Below are 18,701 nucleotides of genomic sequence, written 5' to 3' on the forward strand. Positions count from 1 at the left end.
TGCCACCTGACACGATGGCCCCATGGGGAACGCGGAACTGCGGTCGATCCACGTCCATCCGGTCAAGGCGTTCCGTGGCGTCACGCCACGGGAGGCCGCGGTGGAGCCCTGGGGGCTGTCCGGGGACCGGCGCTGGACGCTGATCGACGACGGGGGAAAGGTCGTCACACAGCGCGAGCGGCCACGTCTCGCGCTCGCCGCCGCCGAGCCGATGCCCGGCGGCGGCGTTCGTCTGTCCGCGCCCGGACACGAGCCGCTCACGGTCGCCGTCCCCGAGCCGGTGACGACGGTGCCGGTGGACATCTTCGGCACGAAGGTCGACGCGGTCCCGGCGTCCGGCACCGCTCACGACTGGTGCTCCTCCTACCTGGGCGCCGCCGTGCGCCTGGTCCACATGGACGATCCGGCCGCCCGCCGCCCCGTCGACCCCGCGTACGCGCTGCCCGGCGAGACGGTGAGTTTCGCCGACGGCTACCCCCTGCTGCTCACCACCACGGCCTCCCTGGACGCCCTGAACTCGCTGATGGCACGGGGCGACCACGCGGCCGAGGGCCCGCTGCCGATGAACCGCTTCCGGCCGAGCGTGGTCGTCGCCGGCACCGAGGCCTGGGCCGAGGACCACTGGTCGCGGATCCGCATCGGCGAGGTCGTCCTGCGGATCACCAAGCCCTGCGTGCGCTGTGTGGTGACGACCACCGACCAGGACACCGGCGAACGCGGCCGTGAACCGCTGCGGACCCTGGCACAGCACCGGAAGGCGGACGGGAGGCTGCTCTTCGGGCAGAACCTGGTGCCCGTGACGACCGGGACGATACGGGTCGGGGACCCGGTGCGCGTGCTGCGGTGACACGCGAGCGCGGTGGGTGATAGCCCGACGGTGCTCGGGTACTCGGCTCCGGCACGAGACCGACGCAACGGAGGCAAGCCCATGAGCACGGTCAAGGAAGCAGTGGAAGTCGACGTGCCGGTCCACGCCGCCTACGACCAGTGGACGCAGTTCGAGAGCTTCCCGGAGTTCATGGAGGGCGTCGAGGAGGTCAGGCAGCTGGACGAGAGCCACAACCACTGGATCACCAAGATCGCCGGTGTGCGGCGGGAGTTCGACACCGAGATCGTCGACCAGTATCCCGACGAGCGCATCACGTGGCGCACCACCAGCGGCGACACGGACCAGAAGGGCAGCGTCCGCTTCGAGCGCCTGGACGACACGCGCACCAAGGTGGAACTCGTCATGGAGGTGGAGCCCAGTGGAGCCGCGGAGAAGACCGCGGACATGCTGGGTGTGCTCGACCGGCGGGTCAAGGGCGACATGAAGCGCTTCAAGCAGTACATCGAGCAGCACGGAGGCGAGTCCAGAGGCTGGCGCGGACGCATCAGGCCGGAGGACAGCGGCAGGCCCGGGTCCCTCTGACAGGGGTCGGAGGCGACGACGGGGGCGGCCGCGAGGCTGCCCCCGCGGGCTGTGACGGGCCGGGGCATCCCCTGACCGAGGCGGCCGGGACCGGTACCGTGAAGCGCCCTCCGTCCTTCCACTCGGCGGGATCGGCCGGGCGGGGAACCGGGCGGACGGTCCCGGTCGTTGGGATGACGACGTGGGAAAAGGTGTGGCGTTCCGGCCGGGAGTGATTCCACTCTCCGTTGACCAGGGCCGGGGGGCGAGCGACTCCGCCGGGGGCTCTTGCGGAGCGGAAAAAAGGGGGGTGGGACAGGTGCGAGCGATCAGCGGCCTGTGGCGCTGGCGGGGCAATCCGCTGCGCCGCGCGACCGATCTGGCCGAGGCCTGGGTGGCCCTGGCGACGCTGGTGCTGATCGCCGCGGCCGCGCCCGTGGTCGGCGCCCTGACCGGCGCCGCTGCGGAGGACTCCCTGCAGCGGGCCGTGCGGGAGCAGCAGCACTCCCGCCATCTCGTGACGGCGACCGTGCTGCGCAGGCTCGGCGGCGCCCCGATGGAGAACGACCCGGACACCAGCTCCGCGCGCGACGTCCACAGCCGCGTCCTCGCCGACTGGACGGCGCCCGACGGCACCCGGCGGCACGGCGCCACCCTGGTGGACCTCAAGTCCCCGCACCACGGCGACCACTTCGGGCTGTGGACGGACACGCACGGCCGCATATCGACCCGCCCACTGGACTCCCCCACCGCGACGACGCACGCCGTGCTCGCCGGAGTCGGCGCGGCCCTGCTGTCGGCGGGCCTGGTCGACAGCGGCCGGAGGCTGATCGTCTGGCGCATGGTCCGCCGCAGATACGCGCGGTGGGACCAGGCCTGGGACCGGGCGGGCCCGGACTGGGGCAAGGCGGGCACGGGCAGTTGACGGCCTTCCGGCTCTGGTCAACCGTCCCCCCGCGCGCACGCTACGGTGGAGCGGCCGAGCCGAGTTCGGCATCGACCCGCGGGCAACGAGGTGGGGGCACAACAACGCCATGGCACAGGGCACGGTCCAGGTGACGCACACCGGCACCTCGCGGTGGCGGCGCCGCACGGGTGAGTACGCTTCGCTCGCCGCCGCCCTGGAGGCAGCCGCCGACGGTGACGTCCTCACCATCGCCCCGGGCACCTACCGGGAGAACCTCGTGCTCCAGCGGGCGGTGACGCTGCGCGGCCCCGAGGGTTCGCCGGGGTCGGTGCGGATCGCGCCGGTGGACGGGGTGCCGCTGACGGTGCGGGCCTCCGCGGTGGTGCACGACCTGCACGTGGAGGGCCAGGACGCGGCCGCACCGGCGCTGCTGGTGGAGGAGGGCACGCCCGAGGTGCGGGACGTGCGGATCGTCACGCGGTCCGCCACCGGCATCGAGGTGCGCGGCGGTGCCCGCCCGACCGTGCGGCGCTGCACGGTCGACAACCCGGCCGGCATCGGCATCGCCGTACTCGACGGCGGCGGTGGGGTGTTCGAGGAGTGCGAGGTCGTCGCGGCCGGGCAGGCCGCAGTCGCGGTCAGCGGCGGTGCCCATCCGCGCCTGGAGCGCTGCCGGGTGCACCACGCCTCCGGCACCGGACTGTCCGTGACCGGGGAGAACTCCGCGCTGGAAGCGCTCGGTTGCGAGGTGTACGAGGTCCGCGGCTCGGGGGTGCAGGTCACCCAGCGGGCCACGGCGCACCTCACCGACTGCGATGTGCACCGCACCACCGCCGACGGTGTCACGCTCGACACGGACGCGGTGCTCACGCTCGCCGACTGCCGGATCCACGACATCCCCGAGAACGCGGTCGACCTGCGCTCCCGCTCGGTGCTCACGCTGACCCGGACGACGGTCCGCCGGTTCGGCCGCAACGGCCTGTCGGTGTGGGACCCGGGCACCCGGGTGGACGCCAACCAGTGCGAGATCTTCGACAGCACCGGCGACTATCCGGCGGTGTGGGTGAGCGACGGCGCCACCGCGGTGCTCGACTCCTGCCGGGTGCACGACGTGCCGGACGCGCTGTTCGTCCTGGACCGCGGCTCCCGCGCGGACGTGGTGGACAGCGACCTGACCCAGGTGCGCAACACGGCGGTGTCGGTGAGCGACGGGGCGACCGCGCAACTGGACGACTGCCGGATCCGGGAGGCCGCCACCGGTGCCTGGTTCCGCGACCACGGCAGCGGCGGCACGCTGAACAACTGCACCGTGGACGGCACCCAGACCGGTGTGATCGTCACCAAGGGCGCCGACCCGACCATCGAGCGCTGCACGGTCGACTCCCCCGCCGAGGCCGGGTTCTACGTGTCGGCGGGCGGCCGGGGCAGCTTCCTGAACTGCCGGGTCAGCAACAGCGGCGGCTACGGCTTCCACGTGATCGACGGCTGCCGCACGACCTTGAGGAAGTGCCGTACGGAGCGCTGCGCGCGCGGCGGTTACGAGTTCGCGGACGCCGGGCCGGACGCGGGAGCGGGGACGGGCCCGGTGGTGGAGGACTGCTCCAGCGACGAGAGCGGCAGCCTTCAGCCGCCGGCGGCGCGCGAGACGGTCGTCCAGACGGTGTCCCCCTCGGCCGGACTGCTCGGATCGATTCCCGGGCAGCGCACCACCGAGCAGGAGCCGCTGGTCGCCGCGGCCGCGCCGGCGGAGCCGGCCCGGCCGTCGCAGGCGGTGCTCGGTGAACTGGACGCGCTGGTGGGCCTGGAGAGCGTCAAGCGCGAGGTGCGGGCGCTGACGGACATGATCGAGGTGGGCCGCCGCCGGCAGCAGGCGGGCCTGAAGGCGGCCTCGGTCAAACGGCACCTGGTCTTCACCGGTTCCCCGGGCACGGGCAAGACGACGGTGGCCCGGCTGTACGGCGAGATCCTCGCCTCACTCGGGGTGCTGGAGAAGGGCCATCTCGTGGAGGTGTCCCGGGTCGACCTCGTCGGCGAGCACATCGGCTCCACCGCGATCCGCACCCAGGAGGCCTTCGAACGGGCGCGCGGCGGTGTGCTGTTCATCGACGAGGCGTACGCGCTCTCCCCGGAGGACGGCGGACGGGACTTCGGCAAGGAGGCCATCGACACGCTGGTGAAGCTGATGGAGGACCACCGGGACGCGGTGGTGGTCATCGTCGCCGGCTACACGGCGGAGATGGAGCGCTTCCTGTCCGTCAACCCCGGTGTCGCCTCCCGCTTCTCACGGACGATCACCTTCGGCGACTACGGTCCCGAGGAGTTGCTCAGAATCGTGGAGCAGCAGGCCGACGAGCACGAGTACCGGCTGGGTCCGGGCGCGCCGGAGGCGCTGCTGAAGTACTTCACGGTGCTCCCGAAGGGCCCCGCGTTCGGCAACGGCCGGACGGCCCGGCAGACCTTCGAGGCGATGGTGGAGCGGCACGCCGGCCGGGTCGCCCAGGTCGAGGAACCCAGCACCGACGACCTGACCCTGCTGTACGCGGAGGACCTGCCGGAGCTGCCCTGAGGATCGCATGACATCACTCCGCCGAGCGCGCAGGCGAGCAGCGCGACGGCCGGCCCGCCGAGTCCCCGCATCGCCGTACGCCGGTCCGGGTGCCGGCGGTACAGGTCGTGCGCGACGACGGCGAGGGCGACGACGAGCAGGCCCTGGGCCGCCATGAGGGCGCCGAAGGCCGCGTCGCCGGGCAGCGGCCCGGCCGACCGCCAGCCCGGCCGCGACCAGCCGGCGTAGAGCAGGGTGAGCAGCAGCAGGCCGAGGGCGCCGAGCGGCAGGCGGCGCACCAGGTGGCGGTCGACCGTCTGGTCGAGACGGTTCTCGGTGCGCCCCCGGCGGCAGACCACGCCCACCGCGGCGGCCGCCCAGCCGAGCAGCGCGGCGGCGAGGAGCCGGCCGACGGCGTCGAGGACGGCGGGGCCGCCGGGGCGGTGGTCCAAGCGGGCGGCGGGGGTGGCGACGGCGGCGGCGGCGGTGAGCAGGCCCGCCGCGGTGTGGGCGGCGCGCAGCCGGGCGACCAGGCGGCGCCCGTACCAGAAGCCGGGCCGGGCCAGCGCGCTGCCGTCGGTCTCCGGCTCGGGGTCGCGGGCCATCGGCCGGTGCGACTCGTAGGCCCGCCAGGTGCGGTGCGAGAGGTACCAGAGCAGCACGGTGAGTGCGGTCGGGACCAGCGCGGCGAGGGCGAGCCGGCGGCCGGGCCGGGTCCACCAGTCGTGCCCGGACGCGGCCGGGGCGAGGAAGCCCAGCCAGGAGTGGCGGTGGGCGCAGGCGGCGACGCCGGCGCACTGCCAGGCCACCAGGTCGAGGGCGACCTCGCAGGCGGCGGCGACCAGCAGCACCGTGAGAGTGAGGGCGGTCAGCCGCACCAGGAGACCGTAGAGCCGGACGGTGCGGCCGCGGCCGGGGGCGACGGGGCGCATCCAGTGGGCGAGGTTGACCACCATGAAGGGCAGGAGCAGCAGCCACAGCGCGCGGGTGCCGTCGCCGCTGGTGAGGTTGCACCAGACGTAGGCCTCCCGCACCGGCCCGTCGCGACCGGCGTTCCCGCCGCCCGTGTCCTCGGTGGCGGTGTCGCCCGTACGACCGGCGCCGCGGAAGACGGCGGCGGTGTCGTCGCCGGTGACGCGGACCGTCCGCGGGTCGCCGAGCATCTTCTCCGGGGTGGTACCGCCGACCCCGTGGACCGGCAGTTCCAGCTCGGTCTCCGGCGCCGTGCTCCGGTCGGTGCTTCCTCGCGTCTCCCGTCCGGTGCCGCGCCGCTGTGCCCGTTCCACCGCTCCCGCACCCCCCGTCACGTGCCGGTGAAGGCCTGTGTCCGTGCGCGTGCTGGATCTCCGTTCCCCGGGCGGTGTACACCTCTCGTCATGGAATCTCCCCGATTCGAGGGATGACCGGCGGCGGAGAGGATGCCCGCCGGTGCCCGACGGGCAGGTGTGCTCGTGACGGGTGGTGGCGCAACCGGTCCCCCGCCGTGAAAAGATGGGGCGCCCGCGCCCGGCGGACGGCTGGAACCTCCAGGTCGGAGCGGACGGGGCGGGCCTGGCGGAGGACGGATTCGCGGCGAAAGGACCGGAGCGTACGTGAGCGAGAATCAGAACCTCCTCGCGGAGCAGCGCCGCGCCCTGATCCTCGACGAGGTCCGGCGCCGGGGTGGGGTCCGGGTCAACGAACTGACGCGCAAGCTCGGCGTGTCGGACATGACCGTGCGCCGCGATCTCGACGCGCTGGCCCGTCAGGGCGTGCTGGAGAAGGTGCACGGCGGGGCGGTCCCCGTCGTGGAGGCGAGCACGCACGAGCCGGGGTTCGAGGCGAAGTCGGGCCTGGAGCTGACCGCCAAGGAGGACATCGCCCGGGCCGCGGCCCGGCTGGTGAAGCCGGGCACGGCGATCGCCCTGTCCGGTGGCACGACGACGTACGCGCTCGCGCAGCACCTGCTGGAGGTGCCGGACCTGACCGTGGTGACGAACTCGGTGCGGGTCGCCGACGTCTTCCACGCGGCGCAGCGCACCTCGGGGCAGCGGCAGGGCGCGGCGACGGTGGTGCTGACCGGCGGTGTGCGCACCCCGTCCGACTCACTGGTGGGTCCGGTGGCCGACCAGGCGATCGCCGCCCTCCACTTCGACCTGCTCTTCCTCGGCGTGCACGGCATATCGGCCGAGGCGGGCCTGTCGACGCCGAACCTCGCGGAGGCCGAGACCAACCGGCGTCTGGTGCAGTCGGCGCGCCGCGTCGTGGTGGTGGCCGACCACACCAAGTGGGGCACGGTGGGCCTGAGTTCGTTCGCCGCGCTGGAGCAGGTGGACACCCTGGTCACGGACGCGGGCCTGCCCGCACAGGCGCGCGCGGAGATCTCCGAGCACCTGCGCCGGCTGCTGGTGGCGGGCGAGACGGACGACGAGGACGACGTCTGACGCGACGTCAGCCAAGGCGCCGCCGCGCTGCCGGCCGGGCTCTCCGGCAGGCGGTCGCGGCCCCGGACCGGCGGCTGAGCGGCCGGCCGGGCGGCCGGGCTCAGTCCTGCCACACCCCCGTCGCCAGCAGGGACTCGATCGCCGCCGCGCAGGGCGCGATGTCCAGGCCCTGCTCCTCGAGCCAGCTGTCCGAGTAGTACTTGTCGAGGTAGCGGTCCCCCGGGTCGCACAGCAGGGTGACCACGCTGCCCGTGCGGCCCGCGGCCACCATCTCGGAGACGATCTTCAGCGCGCTCCACAGACCGGTGCCGGTCGAGCCGCCCGCCCTGCGGCCGATGGCCCGCTCCAGAGCGCGCACGGCGGCCACGCTCGCCGCGTCCGGGACCTTCATCATCCGGTCGATCGCCCCGGGCACGAAGCTCGGTTCCATGCGCGGCCGGCCGATGCCCTCGATACGGGAGCCGCAGTCGCAGGTGACGTCCGGGTCGCCGGTGGTCCAGCCGTCGAAGAAGCAGGAGTTCTCGGGGTCTGCGACACAGACGCGGGTGTCGTACTGCATGTAGTGGATGTAGCGCGCGAGGGTGGCCGAGGTGCCGCCGGTGCCCGCGGTGGCGACGATCCAGGCGGGCTCGGGGAAGCGCTCCAGCTCCAGCTGGCGGAAGATCGACTCGGCGATGTTGTTGTTGCCGCGCCAGTCCGTGGCCCGTTCGGCGTAGGTGAACTGGTCCATGTAGTGCCCGCCGGTCTCCACCGCCAGGCGGGCGGACTCCTCGTACATCTTCCGGGAGTCGTCCACGAAGTGGCACCGTCCGCCGTGGAACTCGATCAGGCGGATCTTCTCGGCGCTGGTCGTGCGGGGCATGACGGCGATGAAGGGCACGCCGATCAGCTTGGCGAAGTACGCCTCCGAGACGGCCGTCGAGCCGCTGGAGGCCTCGATCACCGGGGCGCCCGGCCGGATCCAGCCGTTGCAGAGGCCGTAGAGGAACAGGGAGCGGGCCAGGCGGTGCTTGAGGCTCCCCGTCGGGTGCGTCGACTCGTCCTTCAGGTACAGGTCGATGCCCCACCGCTCGGGCAGCGGGAAGCGCAGCAGGTGGGTGTCCGCCGAGCGGTTGGCGTCGGCCTGGACCTTGCGGACGGCTTCTTTCAGCCAGTCGCGGTAGGCGGCGTCACTGCGGTCGACGTCGAGGGTGGCGCCGGGCCGGGTCTGTGGGGTGGTGCTCACGGCGGTGCTCCTTACGCTGGGCGCCGACGGCGGCGGGCGCGCCCGGCACCTCGATCATAGGCACCTGCGACATCGCTTCCCACCTGCATAAACGCATCTTTGAGCCACTCCAAGGAGCGACTGGGGCACGTGCGTGCGAGAAGTGCGGGGGCGCGCGCCGGCACGCGTGCTCCGGGTGCCCTCGGCATGCGCCCGTGCGCACTGGTGCTCGCGGCCGCATGGGGGCAGACTGCACCGACGGGACGGTGGTCCGCAGGGGCGCACGCACTGGATCACCGCGACCACCGAGGAAACGACCACCAGGCGGTCGTGCGGCCACGGGCGGTACGGCCGGACACGGGCCGGATCCGGTCCCGGGCGGGCCGGGCTCCGGCGGCGACGCGCAAAGGGGCGGCGAAGAATGGCGGAGCCGGAGTTCACGGCCACGGGCGTGCGGATCGGCAGGCGGCTGCGTTCCCTCACCCGGGCCGGGCAGGTCCGGATCAGCGACGGCAGGCTGGAGTTGCTCACCAGCTACGGCAGTGAGATCGACAGCGCGCCGGTGCAGGCGGTCCGCGCCTCCAAACCCTGGTTCGCCCCGGAGGACCGGGCACTGGCGGACCTGAACGGCAACCGGTACCTGCTGACCCTGGGCGAGCACGACCCCGCTCCGGGCCGGCCGGGGCCGCCCGCGGCGCGGCGGTTCATCGAGGCCGTGCGCCGGGCCGCCGGGCGCGGCGGCTGACCGGCCGTCGTCGCGGCGAGTTGCGCACGCGCTGCCGCTGCGTCACGCTGGTCACACGTCACTCTGGGTTTACCGGCGATAACGCTGCGAACCAGCCCGCCGGCCACGACAGCAGGCGCAGGTTTGGACGCAAGCACCCTGCTGGATCCGTTGTTCTCCGTGTTCTTCCGGTCCTCGGGACCTCTACATCGGGGAGTCGCAGCAGTGATCAGTCATCCGAGCAGGCACTGCACGGTGGAGCTCCAGGCCCTGCCGTCGCGGATCGGCCAGGTCCGCAGAATCGTATCTGCGCAGTTGCGCTACTGGCATCTCGACCCGTTGATAGACCGCGCCGCGCTCGGGGTGACCGAGCTGCTCAGCAATGTCCACCGGCACGCCCGGCCCGACAAGTCGTGCACCGTGGAGCTGGAGTTGCTGCTCGACCGGCTCACGGTCTCGGTGCGCGACCACGATCCGCGCCTTCCGGTGGTCGCCGACGCGGCGCAGCCGGCCCACGCCACCCCGCTGGCCACCTGCGGGCGGGGGCTGGCGATGGTGGCCGCGATGAGCGAGAGCTGGGGCGCCCGCCCGGACGGCGACGACGGCAAGGTCGTGTGGTTCACGCTGCCGGCGCCGGGGACGAACCACCGCTCCCAGGCCCGGACGCCCCGCCGGAGCGCCGAGCGGCAGCCCGCGCCCCGGCTCACCGGGGTCCAGCCGGCACCCGCTCCGGTGGCCGCCCCCGCGCCGGCGGTGGTCCACGCATCGGCCGTCGCCGCGGCAGCCGTTGGGGGCCGTGCCCCGGCTGCGGCCGGGGCACGGCAGGTGGTGCACGGCTGAAGCGCGGTGGACGCCACCTCACCGCACAGGAGCGGGACGTCGTGGTGACGTCCCGCCTGTGCCGTGTGCCTGCCGTGCCGTCCTTCGCACGTGGGCGGCGGTGCCCGGTGGCGTCGGCGCGGTGCTCAGGCCGCACCGGCCTTGCGGCCGAACTGCTCCTCCAGGACGGAGAGCCGGCGCCCGTACTCGTCCTCGTCGATCTCGCCGGAGGCGAAGCGGCGGCCGAGGACCGCGAGCGGCGGGTCGCCCGCCGGGCGGCCGCCGTCCAGGGCCCGCCAGGGGCCGCCGCGCCCCGCCCCGCCGTGCGGCAGGGTGACGGCGCCGACCACGACGGCCGCCCGGATCAGCGGGAAGAGGAGGATCCACGGTCCGGGTCCGCCGTAGTGGTTCGCCGGCGTCTGCGTCTCGGTCCCTCTCCGTCGGGGGATCGGGTCTGCGGTGATGCCACGAGACCGCCTGCCCGAGGGGCCGGGGTCGTCGTGCGGCGGGCGGCCCTGCGGGTACCTCCCCGGGAGTACGCCGGCGGGCTCCCGGAGCAGCCTTCCCGGGTTCCTGCCGGACGTGGCCCGTCAGCGGCTCCGGCGGGCGTTGAGCCGGGCGGCCTGGCGGGTCAGGTGATCGCGTTCGGCGAGGTCGGGTGCCCTGTGGGCCGCCTCTGCGTACAGCCGGGCCGCCGTCGTCAGGTCGCCGTCGCGCTCGTGGAGGTGGGCCGCCACCGCGGTGTGCCGGGGCAGGGCGGGGTCCAGCGCCGCGAGGGCGGCCAGGCCGGCGCGGGGGCCGTCGGCCTCGCCGACGGCCACGGCGCGGTTGAGCCGGACGACGGGGCTGTCGGTCAGGCGCACGAGTTCGTCGTACCACTCGACGATCTGCACCCAGTCGGTCTCCTCGGCGGCGGGCGCGTCGGCGTGGAGGGCGGCGACGGCGGCCTGGGCCTGGAACTCGCCCAGCCGGTCGCGGGCGAGGGCCGCCTGCAGGATGCCGACGCCTTCGGCGATCAGCCCGGTGTCCCACCGGGCGCGGTCCTGCTCGGCGAGCGGGACGAGGCTGCCGTCGGGCGCGGTCCGGGCGGCGCGCCGGGCGTGGTGCAGGAGCATGAGGGCGAGCAGGCCCGCCACCTCGGGGTGGTCGATCCGGGCCGCGAGCTGCCGGGTGATCCGGATGGCCTCGGCGGCGAGGTCGACGTCACCGGAGTAGCCCTCGTTGAAGACCAGGTAGAGGACGCGCAGCACGGTGGCGACGTCGCCGGGCCGGTCGAACCGCACGCCGGAGACGGTCCGCTTGGCCCGGCTGATGCGCTGCGCCATGGTCGCCTCGGGCACCAGGTAGGCCTGGGCGATCTGCCGGGTGGTGAGTCCGCCGACGGCGCGCAGGGTGAGCGCGACCGCGGACGACGGCGTCAGTGACGGGTGCGCGCACAGGAAGTAGAGCTGGAGGGTGTCGTCCACCGCGGGCGTGGCACCGGGCTCCGGCTCCTGGTCGACGAGGTCCTCACGCCGGCGGCGGGCCGCGTCGGACCGGGTCGCGTCGAGGAACCGGCGCCAGGCCACCGTGACCAGCCAGCCCTTGGGGTCGCGCGGCGGGTCGGCGGGCCAGACCCGGACCGCCTCGACGAGCGCGTCCTGCACGGCGTCCTCGGCCGCCGCGAAGTCGGCTCCGCGGCGGACGAGGACGGTGATCACGCTCGGTGTGAGGCTGCGCAGCAGGGCCTCGTTCATGGACGGGTCACTCCGTGACGGTGGGATGCGCGGCCAGGAACGGGCGCACCTCGAGCCACTCGTGGATCGGCTTCCCACCGGCGCCGGGGGCGGCGGACAGTTCCCCGGCCAGTTCGACGGCGCGCTCCTGGCTGTCGACGTCGATCACCATCCAGCCGGCGATGAGGTCCTTGGTCTCGGCGAACGGGCCGTCGGTGACCGGCGGGCGGCCCTCGCCGTCGTAGCGGACCCACATCCCGTCGGGGGCGAGCGCCTGGCCGTCGACGAACTCGCCGCTCTTCTCCAGCCGGGCCGCGAAGTCGTTCATGTACTGGATGTGCGCCGAGATCTCCTGCGGCGTCCACCGGTCCATGGGCACGTCGTTGACCGCGGCCGGAGCGCCGCGGTAGTGCTTCAGCAGCAGGTACTTCGCCATGGGTCTCTCCTCAGTGCTGTGCGATCCGGTGTGGTCGCGTTCGTCCCGGGGACGGAGCCGGTCCGGGGTTCTCGACATCACCGTCCAAGATTTTTTCCCCGGTTTCTCGCGGGCTCGTCACCGCAGGGCCGTCAGCGGGTCGTCCAGCACCGGCTGCCAGGCCAGCTCCGCGGCGCCGACCAGGCTGTTGTGGTCGAGGGTGCAGGGCAGGATGGGGACGCCGCCGCTCTGGCCCCACAGGCTGCGATCGGCGACCACCGCGCGCAGCCGGCCGGGGTCGGCGTCCAGGAGGGTGCGGTGCAGTCCGCCGAGGATGATGCGGTCGGGGTTGAGGAGGTTGACCAGGCCGGCGAGACCGAGACCCAGGCGGTCGATGAGCGCTTCGGCGGCGGTGCGCACGGCCGGGTCGGCGTACCGGGTGCGCAGCAGGTCGTCGGCCTGCTGGAGCAGGGACACCTCGGGGCCCGGTTCGCGGCCGGCCTCGACGAGCAGGGCCAGCGGGTCCGCCTCGACGTCCAGGCAGCCGCGGCTGCCGCAGTGGCAGGGCCGGCCCACGGGGTTGACGGTGAGGTGGCCGACCTCCAGGGCCAGCCCCGAACTGCCGGTGTGCAGACGGCCGTCGATGACCAGGGCGCCGCCGACGCCCCGGTGCCCGGTGGCCACGCACAGCAGGTCGCGAGCGCCCCGGCCGGCGCCGTGCCGGTGCTCGGCGAGGGCGGCGAGGTTCACGTCGTTGCCCGCGAAGGCGGGGCCGGTGATCCCGGCGGCGCGGACGCACTCGGCGAAGATCCGGCGGACGGGGGCCCCGACCGGCCAGGCCAGGTGGAGCGGGTTGAGGGCCAGGCCGTCGGGTTCGGCGACGGCGGAGGGCACGGCGAGGCCCGCGCCCACGCAGCGCCGCCCGGTCGCGCGGAGCAGTTCCGCGCCCGCCTCGACGACCGTGCCCAGCACCTTCGCCGGGTCGGCGTCGACGCTCTCGCAGCCCGGCGCGGTCGCCACGATCCGCCCGCCGAGGCCGACCAGAGCGGCCCGGAACCCGTCGGCGTGCACCTGAGCGGCGAGCGCCACCGGGCCGTCCTCGGCGAGCCGCAGCCGGTGCGAGGGGCGTCCCTGGGAACCGGACGCCGCGCCCGGCCTGGCGTCCACCCGGATCAGGCCCAGCGCCTCCAGCTCGGCGGCGACCGCCCCGGCCGTCGCCCGGGTGACCCCGAGTTCGGCGGTGAGCACCGCCCGGGTCGGCGCCCGCCCGGTGTGCACGAGCTCCAGCGCGGGCCCGAGGGCGCCGCGGCCCCGGTCCAGGCGCGCTCTCGAGGTGGTCTCTTCCCCCGCCTTCCGGGGGTCCTCCTTGCCGCTCATGAGGGGGAGTCTCCCATGATCCGCAACCGTCGTGGCCCGGGCCCGTGACCGGCTCAGCCGCCGGGCGCGTCCAGTCCGCCGACCCGCAGGGTGATGTTCAGCCGCCCGGCGAGCCCCAGCTCCGGCGGGGCGGTCCCGGGCCGCACCCGCGGCACGCCGTGGTGGGCGAGCCGGGAGGGGCCGCCGAAGACGAACAGGTCACCGCTGCACAGCTCCACGTCCGTGTACGGCTTCGCCCGGGTCTCGGTGTTGCCGAAGCGGAAGACGCAGCGGTCGCCCAGGCTCAGCGACACCACCGGCGCGTCCGAGCGTTCGTCGCTGTCGCGGTGCATGCCCATGCGGGCGTCCCCGTCGTAGAAGTTGATCAGCGCGATGTCGTACGGCTCGGCGGGGACCGCCGCCGGGCCGAGCGCGTCGGCCACCGCGGCGCGGGCCAGCTCGTCCAGCCAGGCCGGGAAGGGCTTCACGGGGGCGCCGTCGCCGTCGACGACCGTGCGGGCGTAGCCGTACGGGTACCAGTGCCGGCCCAGGCAGACCTGCCGGGCGGACATCGTGCCGCCGCCCGGGGTGCGCACCGTGCGCAGCCCGGCGGGGGGCCGCGCCCAGTCGCGGCAGGCGGCGAGCAGCGCGCGCTGCCGCTCGGCGGGGAGCCATCGTGGGACGTGCACGGCGCCCGGCGCGACCCGCGTCCGCCCCCTGGGGAACAGCTCGGCATCCATGCCCCCATCCTGCCCGACCGGTGGTGAGCTGCGGCTCGGTTAGCCTGAGGGCACGATGAACGACCGCATGACGACTCCGTGGGGCGAGCTCGAGCTGTCCCGCTTCCCCGACGATCCCCGCGACCGGCTGCGTGCCTGGGACGCCTCCGACGCGTACCTGCTGCGGCACCTGGCCGAGGAGGGGGTCGCGCTCGACGGCGCGGTCGTGGTGGTCGGCGACCGGTGGGGGGCGCTGGTCACGGCGCTGGCCCCGCACGGGCCGACGCAGATCACCGACTCCTTCCTGAGCCAGGAGGCGACCCGGGCGAACCTGGCGCGGGCCGGGGTCGCGCCCGGTGCCGTCCAGCTGCTCACCACCCAGGACCCGCCGCCGGCGCGGGTGGACGTGCTGCTGGTGCGCGTGCCGAAGAGCCTGGCGCTGCTGGAGGACCAGCTGCTGCGGCTGGCGCCGGCCGTGCACGCCGGCACGGTGGTCGTCGGCACGGGGATGGTGAAGGAGATCCACACCTCCACGCTCCGGCTGTTCGAGCGGATCCTCGGTCCGACCCGCACCTCACTGGCGCGGCAGAAGGCCCGGCTGATTTTCTGCACGCCGGACCCGTCGCCGGAGCGGCCCGTGAACCCGTGGCCGTACGAGTACACGCTTCCCGACGGCATCGGCGCGGTCTCGGGGCGCACGGTCGTCAATCACGCGGGCGTCTTCTGCGCCGACCGGCTGGACGTCGGTACCCGGTTCTTCCTGCGGCACCTGCCGGCCGCACCGGGCGCGGGGCGCGTGGTGGACCTCGGCTGCGGCAACGGGGTCGTCGGTACGGCGGTGGCGCTGGCCGACCCGGAGGCCGAAGTGCTGTTCGTGGACGAGTCGTTCCAGGCGGTGGCCTCGGCGGAGGCCACGTACAAGGCCAACGGGGTGCCGGGGCACGCCGAGTTCCGGGTCGGGGACGGGCTCGCCGGGGTGGCGCCCGGCAGCGTGGACCTCGTCCTGAGCAACCCGCCGTTCCACTCACACCAGGCGACGACGGACGCGACGGCCCGGCGGATGTTCACCGGGGCGAAGCGCGCGCTGCGGCCGGGCGGCGAGCTGTGGGTGGTCGGCAACCGGCACCTGGGCTACCACGTCCTGCTGAAGCGGCTGTTCGGCAACAGCCGGCTGGTGGCGAGCGACCCGAAGTTCGTGGTGCTGAAGGCGGTCAAGCGGGGGTAGGGGCCGGGGCCCGGGTTCCGCCGGGGGTGAGGACGCCGATGAGGCGGGCCACCTCGCGGGCCATCGCCTCCCGGCCGACGCCGAGGTAGGTGCGGGTGTCGACGGCCTCGGGATGGGCCTCGAGGAACTCCCGGACGGCGCCGGTCATCGCCGCGTTCAGGGCGGTGCCGACGTTGACCTTGCTGATGCCGCCGGCGACCGCCGCGACCAGGCCCTCGTCCGGGACGCCCGAGGAGCCGTGCAGGACCAGCGGGACGGGCAACGCGGCGGCCAGCCGCCTCAGCAGGCCGTGGTCGAGGGTGGCGGTGCGGGTGGTCATGGCGTGCGCGCTGCCGATGGCCACGGCGAGGGCGTCGACCCCGGTGGCGGCGACGAAGTCCCGCGCCTGGGCCGGGTCGGTGCGCGCCCCGGGCGCGTGGGCGTCCAGCGGCGGCCGCCCGTCCTTGCCGCCGATCTGCCCCAGCTCGGCCTCGATCCAGAGCCCGTGCGCGTGGGCCCAGCCGGCCGCGGCCCGGGTCGCGGCGAGGTTCTCGGCGTACGGCAGCCGGGCGGCGTCGTACATCACCGAGCTGAACCCGGCGTCGGGCGCCTGGCGCAGCAGGTCGTCGCTCTGCACGTGGTCGAGGTGCAACGCGACGGGTACGGCGGCGCGTTCGGCCGCGGCCGCGGCGGCGCGGGCGAGCGGGAGGAGCCGTCCGTAGCGGAACCTGACGGCGTTCTCGCTGACCTGGAGGACCACGGGGGTGCCGGTGGTCTCGGCGCCCGCGACGACGGCCTCGACGTGTTCCAGGGTGATGATGTTGAAGGCGGCGACGGCGGAGCGGGTCGCGGCGGCGCGTGTGATCAGCTCGCCGGTGGTCACGAGGGGCACGGCGGGTCTCCGTTCCGGGTGCGGTCAGGGGGTGAGGATCACCGAGCGGGTGAGGTGGCGCGGCCGGTCGGGGTCGAGGCCGTGCCGGTCGGCGACGGCGACCGCGAGGCGCTGGACGCGGACCAGTTCGGCGAGCGGGTCGAGGGTGCCCTGGATCCACGATCCGCCCGTGGTGCCGACCTGTTCGGCGAGTCCCGCGGGCGCCTCGCCGAGCATCCAGGTCGCGGTGCCCTCGGTGGTGACGCTGATCGGGCCGTGCCGGTACTCCATGGCGGGGTAGGCCTCAGTCCAGGCCAGCGCGGCCTCGCGCATCTTCAGCCCGGCCTCGTGTGCGAGCCCGACGGTCCAGCCGCGGCCCAGGAAGGTGAACTGGCGGCAGGCGGCGAGCCCTTCGGGCAGCGGGGTGGCGAGGGCCGTGCGGGCGTCGGCGACGACGGCGTCGCTGTGCAGGCCGAGATGGGCGCGCAGGAGGGTGAGCGCGGTGGTGGCGAACCGGGTCTGGACGACGGAGCGTTCGTCGGCGAAGCCGAGCACGGCCAGGTCGTCGGCGGCGGCCGCCACGGGGGTGGCGGGGTCGGCGGTGACCGCCGTCGTCCTCGTCGAGCCCTTCAACGCGCCGAGCAGGTCGAGGACTTCGGTGGTGGTGCCGGAGCGGGTGAGCGCGACGATCCGGTCGTAGGTGCGCCCGCGCGGGAACTCGGAGGCGGCGAAGGCGTCCGTCTCCCCCTGCCCGGCCCCCTCCCGCAGGACGGCCGCCGCCTGCGCCATGAAGTACGACGTCCCGCAGCCGACGATCGCGACCCGCTCCCCCGGCTCCGGCAGCACGGCCCGGTGCCGTCCCGCCTCCTCGGCCGCGCGCGCCCAGCACTCGGGCTGGCTGGTCAGCTCGTCCTCGACATGGCTCATGCCGCGCCCTCCCGTTGTTGCTTGTTCTTGCAAGATATAGCGCTCTTTCGAGCACAATCAAGCATTCGGCGGCCGATCGGGGTGGGTTAGGGTCGCCGGGAGACGAAGGAACGGAGGCCGCGGATGTCCCGGGACGCCCGCTGGAAGGCGCTGCTGGACCTGCTCGTGGAGCGCGGACGGCTGGAGGTCGAGGAGGCGGCGGCCCGGCTGGAGGTGTCGGCGGCGACTATCCGCCGCGACCTCGACCAGCTCGCCGAGCAGCAGATGCTGGTGCGCACCCGGGGCGGGGCGGTGGTGCACGGGGTCTCGTACGAGCTGCCCCTGCGCTACAAGACGGCCCGTCACGCCTCCGAGAAGCAGCGGATCGCCAAGGCGGTGGCGGATCTCGTCGCGCCGGGCGAGGCGGTCGGCCTGACCGGCGGCACGACCACCACGGAGGTGGCCCGCGCCCTGGCGGTACGCGGCGACCTGAGCACCGGCGCGCCCGCGCTGACCGTCGTCACCAACGCGCTGAACATCGCCAACGAGCTCGCCGTACGCCCGCAGTTCAAGATCGTGGTGACCGGTGGGGTCGCGCGCCCGCAGTCGTACGAGCTCATCGGGCCGCTGGCGGACGGCGTGCTCGGTCAGATCACGCTGGACGTCGCGGTGCTAGGCGTGGTCGCGTTCGACGTCGCGCACGGGGCGGCGGCGCACGACGAGGCGGAGGCCGCGATCAACCGCCTGCTGTGCGAGCGGGCGGCGCGGGTGGTCGTGGCGGCCGACTCCAGCAAGCTGGGCCGGCGGGCGTTCGCCCGGATCTGCTCGGCCGAGCTGGTGGACACGCTCGTCACGGACACCGCGGTGGAGCCGGACACCGTACGGCGGTTCGAGGAGGCGGGGATCCGGGTCCTCGCCGTGTGAGCCGGGCCCGGGTGCCGCTCGGGGCCGGGCCGGCGGCCGGCCGCGGCGCCCTCAGGTGCCGCTGTGGTCCGCCTTCACGAAGCCCGCGCCGCGCTGGTCGTTGCATCCGGCCGCCGCCCGGTCGTCCGGGTCGCGCCAGGTCTGCTGGGCCTGCAGCGCCACGCTGACCAGGGTCAGCAGCAGGTCCACGTCGCTGCCGGCGTCGAGCCGGAGGGTCACCCACGGCGAACCGGGCACGACGCGGATCGCGTCCGAGCTCTTCAGGTCCTTGGCGAACCGCCGGACGGCGCGGTCGGTCAGCCGCAGGTCGACATCACGGTCCGAGTGGAAGTGGACGATCTCCCCGTGGGCCGAACTGACCGCCTGTCCAAGGCCGCAGCTCGGCACGGCCTGTATCAGGTCCGGCCAGGTCGCCAGTTGCGCGAGTGCGCGCGAGGCCAACGTCATGGGCTCATCATGACGCGCTCACCGGCTCGCAACCAGCACGTGCGCAAGCATTAACCGACCTGTATCCGCGGGGGCTTGGGCGGGTCGCACGGGTTCGCGCACGTCGAACAGGTGCCTGATGGGCGGGAACCT

General features: G+C 74.3%; 18 protein-coding genes and 1 pseudogene. 9 read left to right on the forward strand and 10 right to left on the reverse strand.

All coding sequences use genetic code 11. The features are described from left to right. Positions 1 to 22 precede the first annotated feature (22 nt). The 4 genes from AQJ66_RS05455 (at position 23) to AQJ66_RS05470 (ending at position 4,863) form a co-directional block, all read left to right on the forward strand. Positions 23 to 847, forward strand: coding sequence for an MOSC domain-containing protein (locus tag AQJ66_RS05455; RefSeq protein ID WP_061917357.1), 825 nt, complete (start codon positions 23 to 25; stop codon positions 845 to 847). Between the two features lie 81 nt (positions 848 to 928). After that, the gene (locus AQJ66_RS05460; RefSeq protein ID WP_061917360.1) at positions 929 to 1,411 is read left to right on the forward strand and encodes an SRPBCC family protein; all 483 of its coding nucleotides are present in this window, start codon (positions 929 to 931) and stop codon (positions 1,409 to 1,411) included. Positions 1,412 to 1,709: 298 nt separating this feature from the next. Next, positions 1,710 to 2,315, forward strand: coding sequence for an Rv1733c family protein (locus AQJ66_RS05465; RefSeq protein WP_061918293.1), 606 nt, complete (start codon positions 1,710 to 1,712; stop codon positions 2,313 to 2,315). Positions 2,316 to 2,424: 109 nt separating this feature from the next. Further along, the gene (locus AQJ66_RS05470) at positions 2,425 to 4,863 is read left to right on the forward strand and encodes a right-handed parallel beta-helix repeat-containing protein (protein ID WP_061917363.1); all 2,439 of its coding nucleotides are present in this window, start codon (positions 2,425 to 2,427) and stop codon (positions 4,861 to 4,863) included. An 8-nt stretch (positions 4,864 to 4,871) separates the two neighbouring features. Here the strand turns inward: AQJ66_RS05470 and AQJ66_RS36970 are convergent. Continuing rightward, positions 4,872 to 6,128, reverse strand: a pseudogene (locus tag AQJ66_RS36970) (hypothetical protein); the annotation flags it as partial. Between the two features lie 306 nt (positions 6,129 to 6,434). Between AQJ66_RS36970 and AQJ66_RS05485 the strand changes: the two are divergent. Beyond that, positions 6,435 to 7,265 (forward strand): DeoR/GlpR family DNA-binding transcription regulator, encoded by an 831-nt coding sequence (locus AQJ66_RS05485; RefSeq protein WP_061917372.1) that lies wholly within the window; start codon positions 6,435 to 6,437, stop codon positions 7,263 to 7,265. Between the two features lie 100 nt (positions 7,266 to 7,365). Here AQJ66_RS05485 and cds1 read toward each other — a convergent pair whose 3' ends face one another. After that, on the reverse strand, positions 7,366 to 8,490 hold the full coding sequence (cds1, locus tag AQJ66_RS05490; RefSeq protein ID WP_061917375.1) for an L-cysteine desulfhydrase Cds1: 1,125 nt from the start codon (positions 8,488 to 8,490) through the stop codon (positions 7,366 to 7,368). A gap of 400 nt (positions 8,491 to 8,890) precedes the next feature. On the opposite strand from cds1, the gene AQJ66_RS05495 reads away from it, so the two are divergent. Together AQJ66_RS05495 and AQJ66_RS05500 are read left to right on the forward strand one after the other, a co-directional pair. Continuing rightward, complete coding sequence (locus tag AQJ66_RS05495; protein WP_061917378.1) at positions 8,891 to 9,214, forward strand: hypothetical protein; 324 nt, start codon at positions 8,891 to 8,893, stop codon at positions 9,212 to 9,214. Positions 9,215 to 9,418: 204 nt separating this feature from the next. Then, a complete protein-coding gene (locus AQJ66_RS05500; protein ID WP_061917381.1) occupies positions 9,419 to 10,033 on the forward strand; it encodes an ATP-binding protein in 615 nt (204 codons plus the stop codon). 125 nt (positions 10,034 to 10,158) lie between these two features. Here the strand turns inward: AQJ66_RS05500 and AQJ66_RS05505 are convergent, their stop codons facing one another. The 5 genes from AQJ66_RS05505 to AQJ66_RS05525 all read right to left on the reverse strand — a co-directional run bounded on the left by AQJ66_RS05505 (position 10,159) and on the right by AQJ66_RS05525 (position 14,238). Then, positions 10,159 to 10,461: an SHOCT domain-containing protein gene (locus AQJ66_RS05505; RefSeq protein WP_061917384.1), complete on the reverse strand. Its 303-nt coding sequence runs from the start codon at positions 10,459 to 10,461 to the stop codon at positions 10,159 to 10,161. A gap of 141 nt (positions 10,462 to 10,602) precedes the next feature. Continuing rightward, positions 10,603 to 11,748, reverse strand: coding sequence for an RNA polymerase sigma factor (locus tag AQJ66_RS05510; RefSeq protein ID WP_061917387.1), 1,146 nt, complete (start codon positions 11,746 to 11,748; stop codon positions 10,603 to 10,605). A gap of 7 nt (positions 11,749 to 11,755) precedes the next feature. Continuing rightward, entirely contained in the window at positions 11,756 to 12,163 is a 408-nt protein-coding gene (locus AQJ66_RS05515) for a YciI family protein (protein WP_061917390.1), read from the reverse strand. Positions 12,164 to 12,280: 117 nt separating this feature from the next. Continuing rightward, on the reverse strand, positions 12,281 to 13,519 hold the full coding sequence (locus AQJ66_RS05520) for an ROK family protein (protein ID WP_061917394.1): 1,239 nt from the start codon (positions 13,517 to 13,519) through the stop codon (positions 12,281 to 12,283). A 53-nt stretch (positions 13,520 to 13,572) separates the two neighbouring features. Beyond that, complete coding sequence (locus tag AQJ66_RS05525; RefSeq protein WP_061917397.1) at positions 13,573 to 14,238, reverse strand: alpha-ketoglutarate-dependent dioxygenase AlkB family protein; 666 nt, start codon at positions 14,236 to 14,238, stop codon at positions 13,573 to 13,575. Between the two features lie 67 nt (positions 14,239 to 14,305). Between AQJ66_RS05525 and AQJ66_RS05530 the strand changes: the two genes are divergently transcribed. Continuing rightward, complete coding sequence (locus AQJ66_RS05530; protein WP_061918295.1) at positions 14,306 to 15,442, forward strand: methyltransferase; 1,137 nt, start codon at positions 14,306 to 14,308, stop codon at positions 15,440 to 15,442. Here the strand turns inward: AQJ66_RS05530 and AQJ66_RS05535 are convergent. Then, entirely contained in the window at positions 15,429 to 16,313 is an 885-nt protein-coding gene (locus tag AQJ66_RS05535; RefSeq protein WP_061917400.1) for a class II fructose-bisphosphate aldolase, read from the reverse strand. The two genes, AQJ66_RS05530 and AQJ66_RS05535, sit on opposite strands and share 14 nt — an antisense overlap. A gap of 24 nt (positions 16,314 to 16,337) precedes the next feature. Beyond that, a complete protein-coding gene (locus tag AQJ66_RS05540) occupies positions 16,338 to 17,219 on the reverse strand; it encodes an SIS domain-containing protein (protein ID WP_061917403.1) in 882 nt (293 codons plus the stop codon). Positions 17,220 to 17,342: 123 nt separating this feature from the next. Here AQJ66_RS05540 and AQJ66_RS05545 point away from each other — a divergent pair, with 123 nt between their 5' ends. Then, on the forward strand, positions 17,343 to 18,122 hold the full coding sequence (locus tag AQJ66_RS05545) for a DeoR/GlpR family DNA-binding transcription regulator (protein ID WP_061917406.1): 780 nt from the start codon (positions 17,343 to 17,345) through the stop codon (positions 18,120 to 18,122). A 51-nt stretch (positions 18,123 to 18,173) separates the two neighbouring features. Here the strand turns inward: AQJ66_RS05545 and AQJ66_RS05550 are convergent, their stop codons facing one another. Beyond that, positions 18,174 to 18,569 (reverse strand): luciferase domain-containing protein, encoded by a 396-nt coding sequence (locus AQJ66_RS05550; RefSeq protein WP_159052532.1) that lies wholly within the window; start codon positions 18,567 to 18,569, stop codon positions 18,174 to 18,176. Positions 18,570 to 18,701 lie beyond the last annotated feature (132 nt).

Source organism: Streptomyces bungoensis, assembly GCF_001514215.1.
GTDB classification, from domain to species: domain Bacteria; phylum Actinomycetota; class Actinomycetes; order Streptomycetales; family Streptomycetaceae; genus Streptomyces; species Streptomyces bungoensis.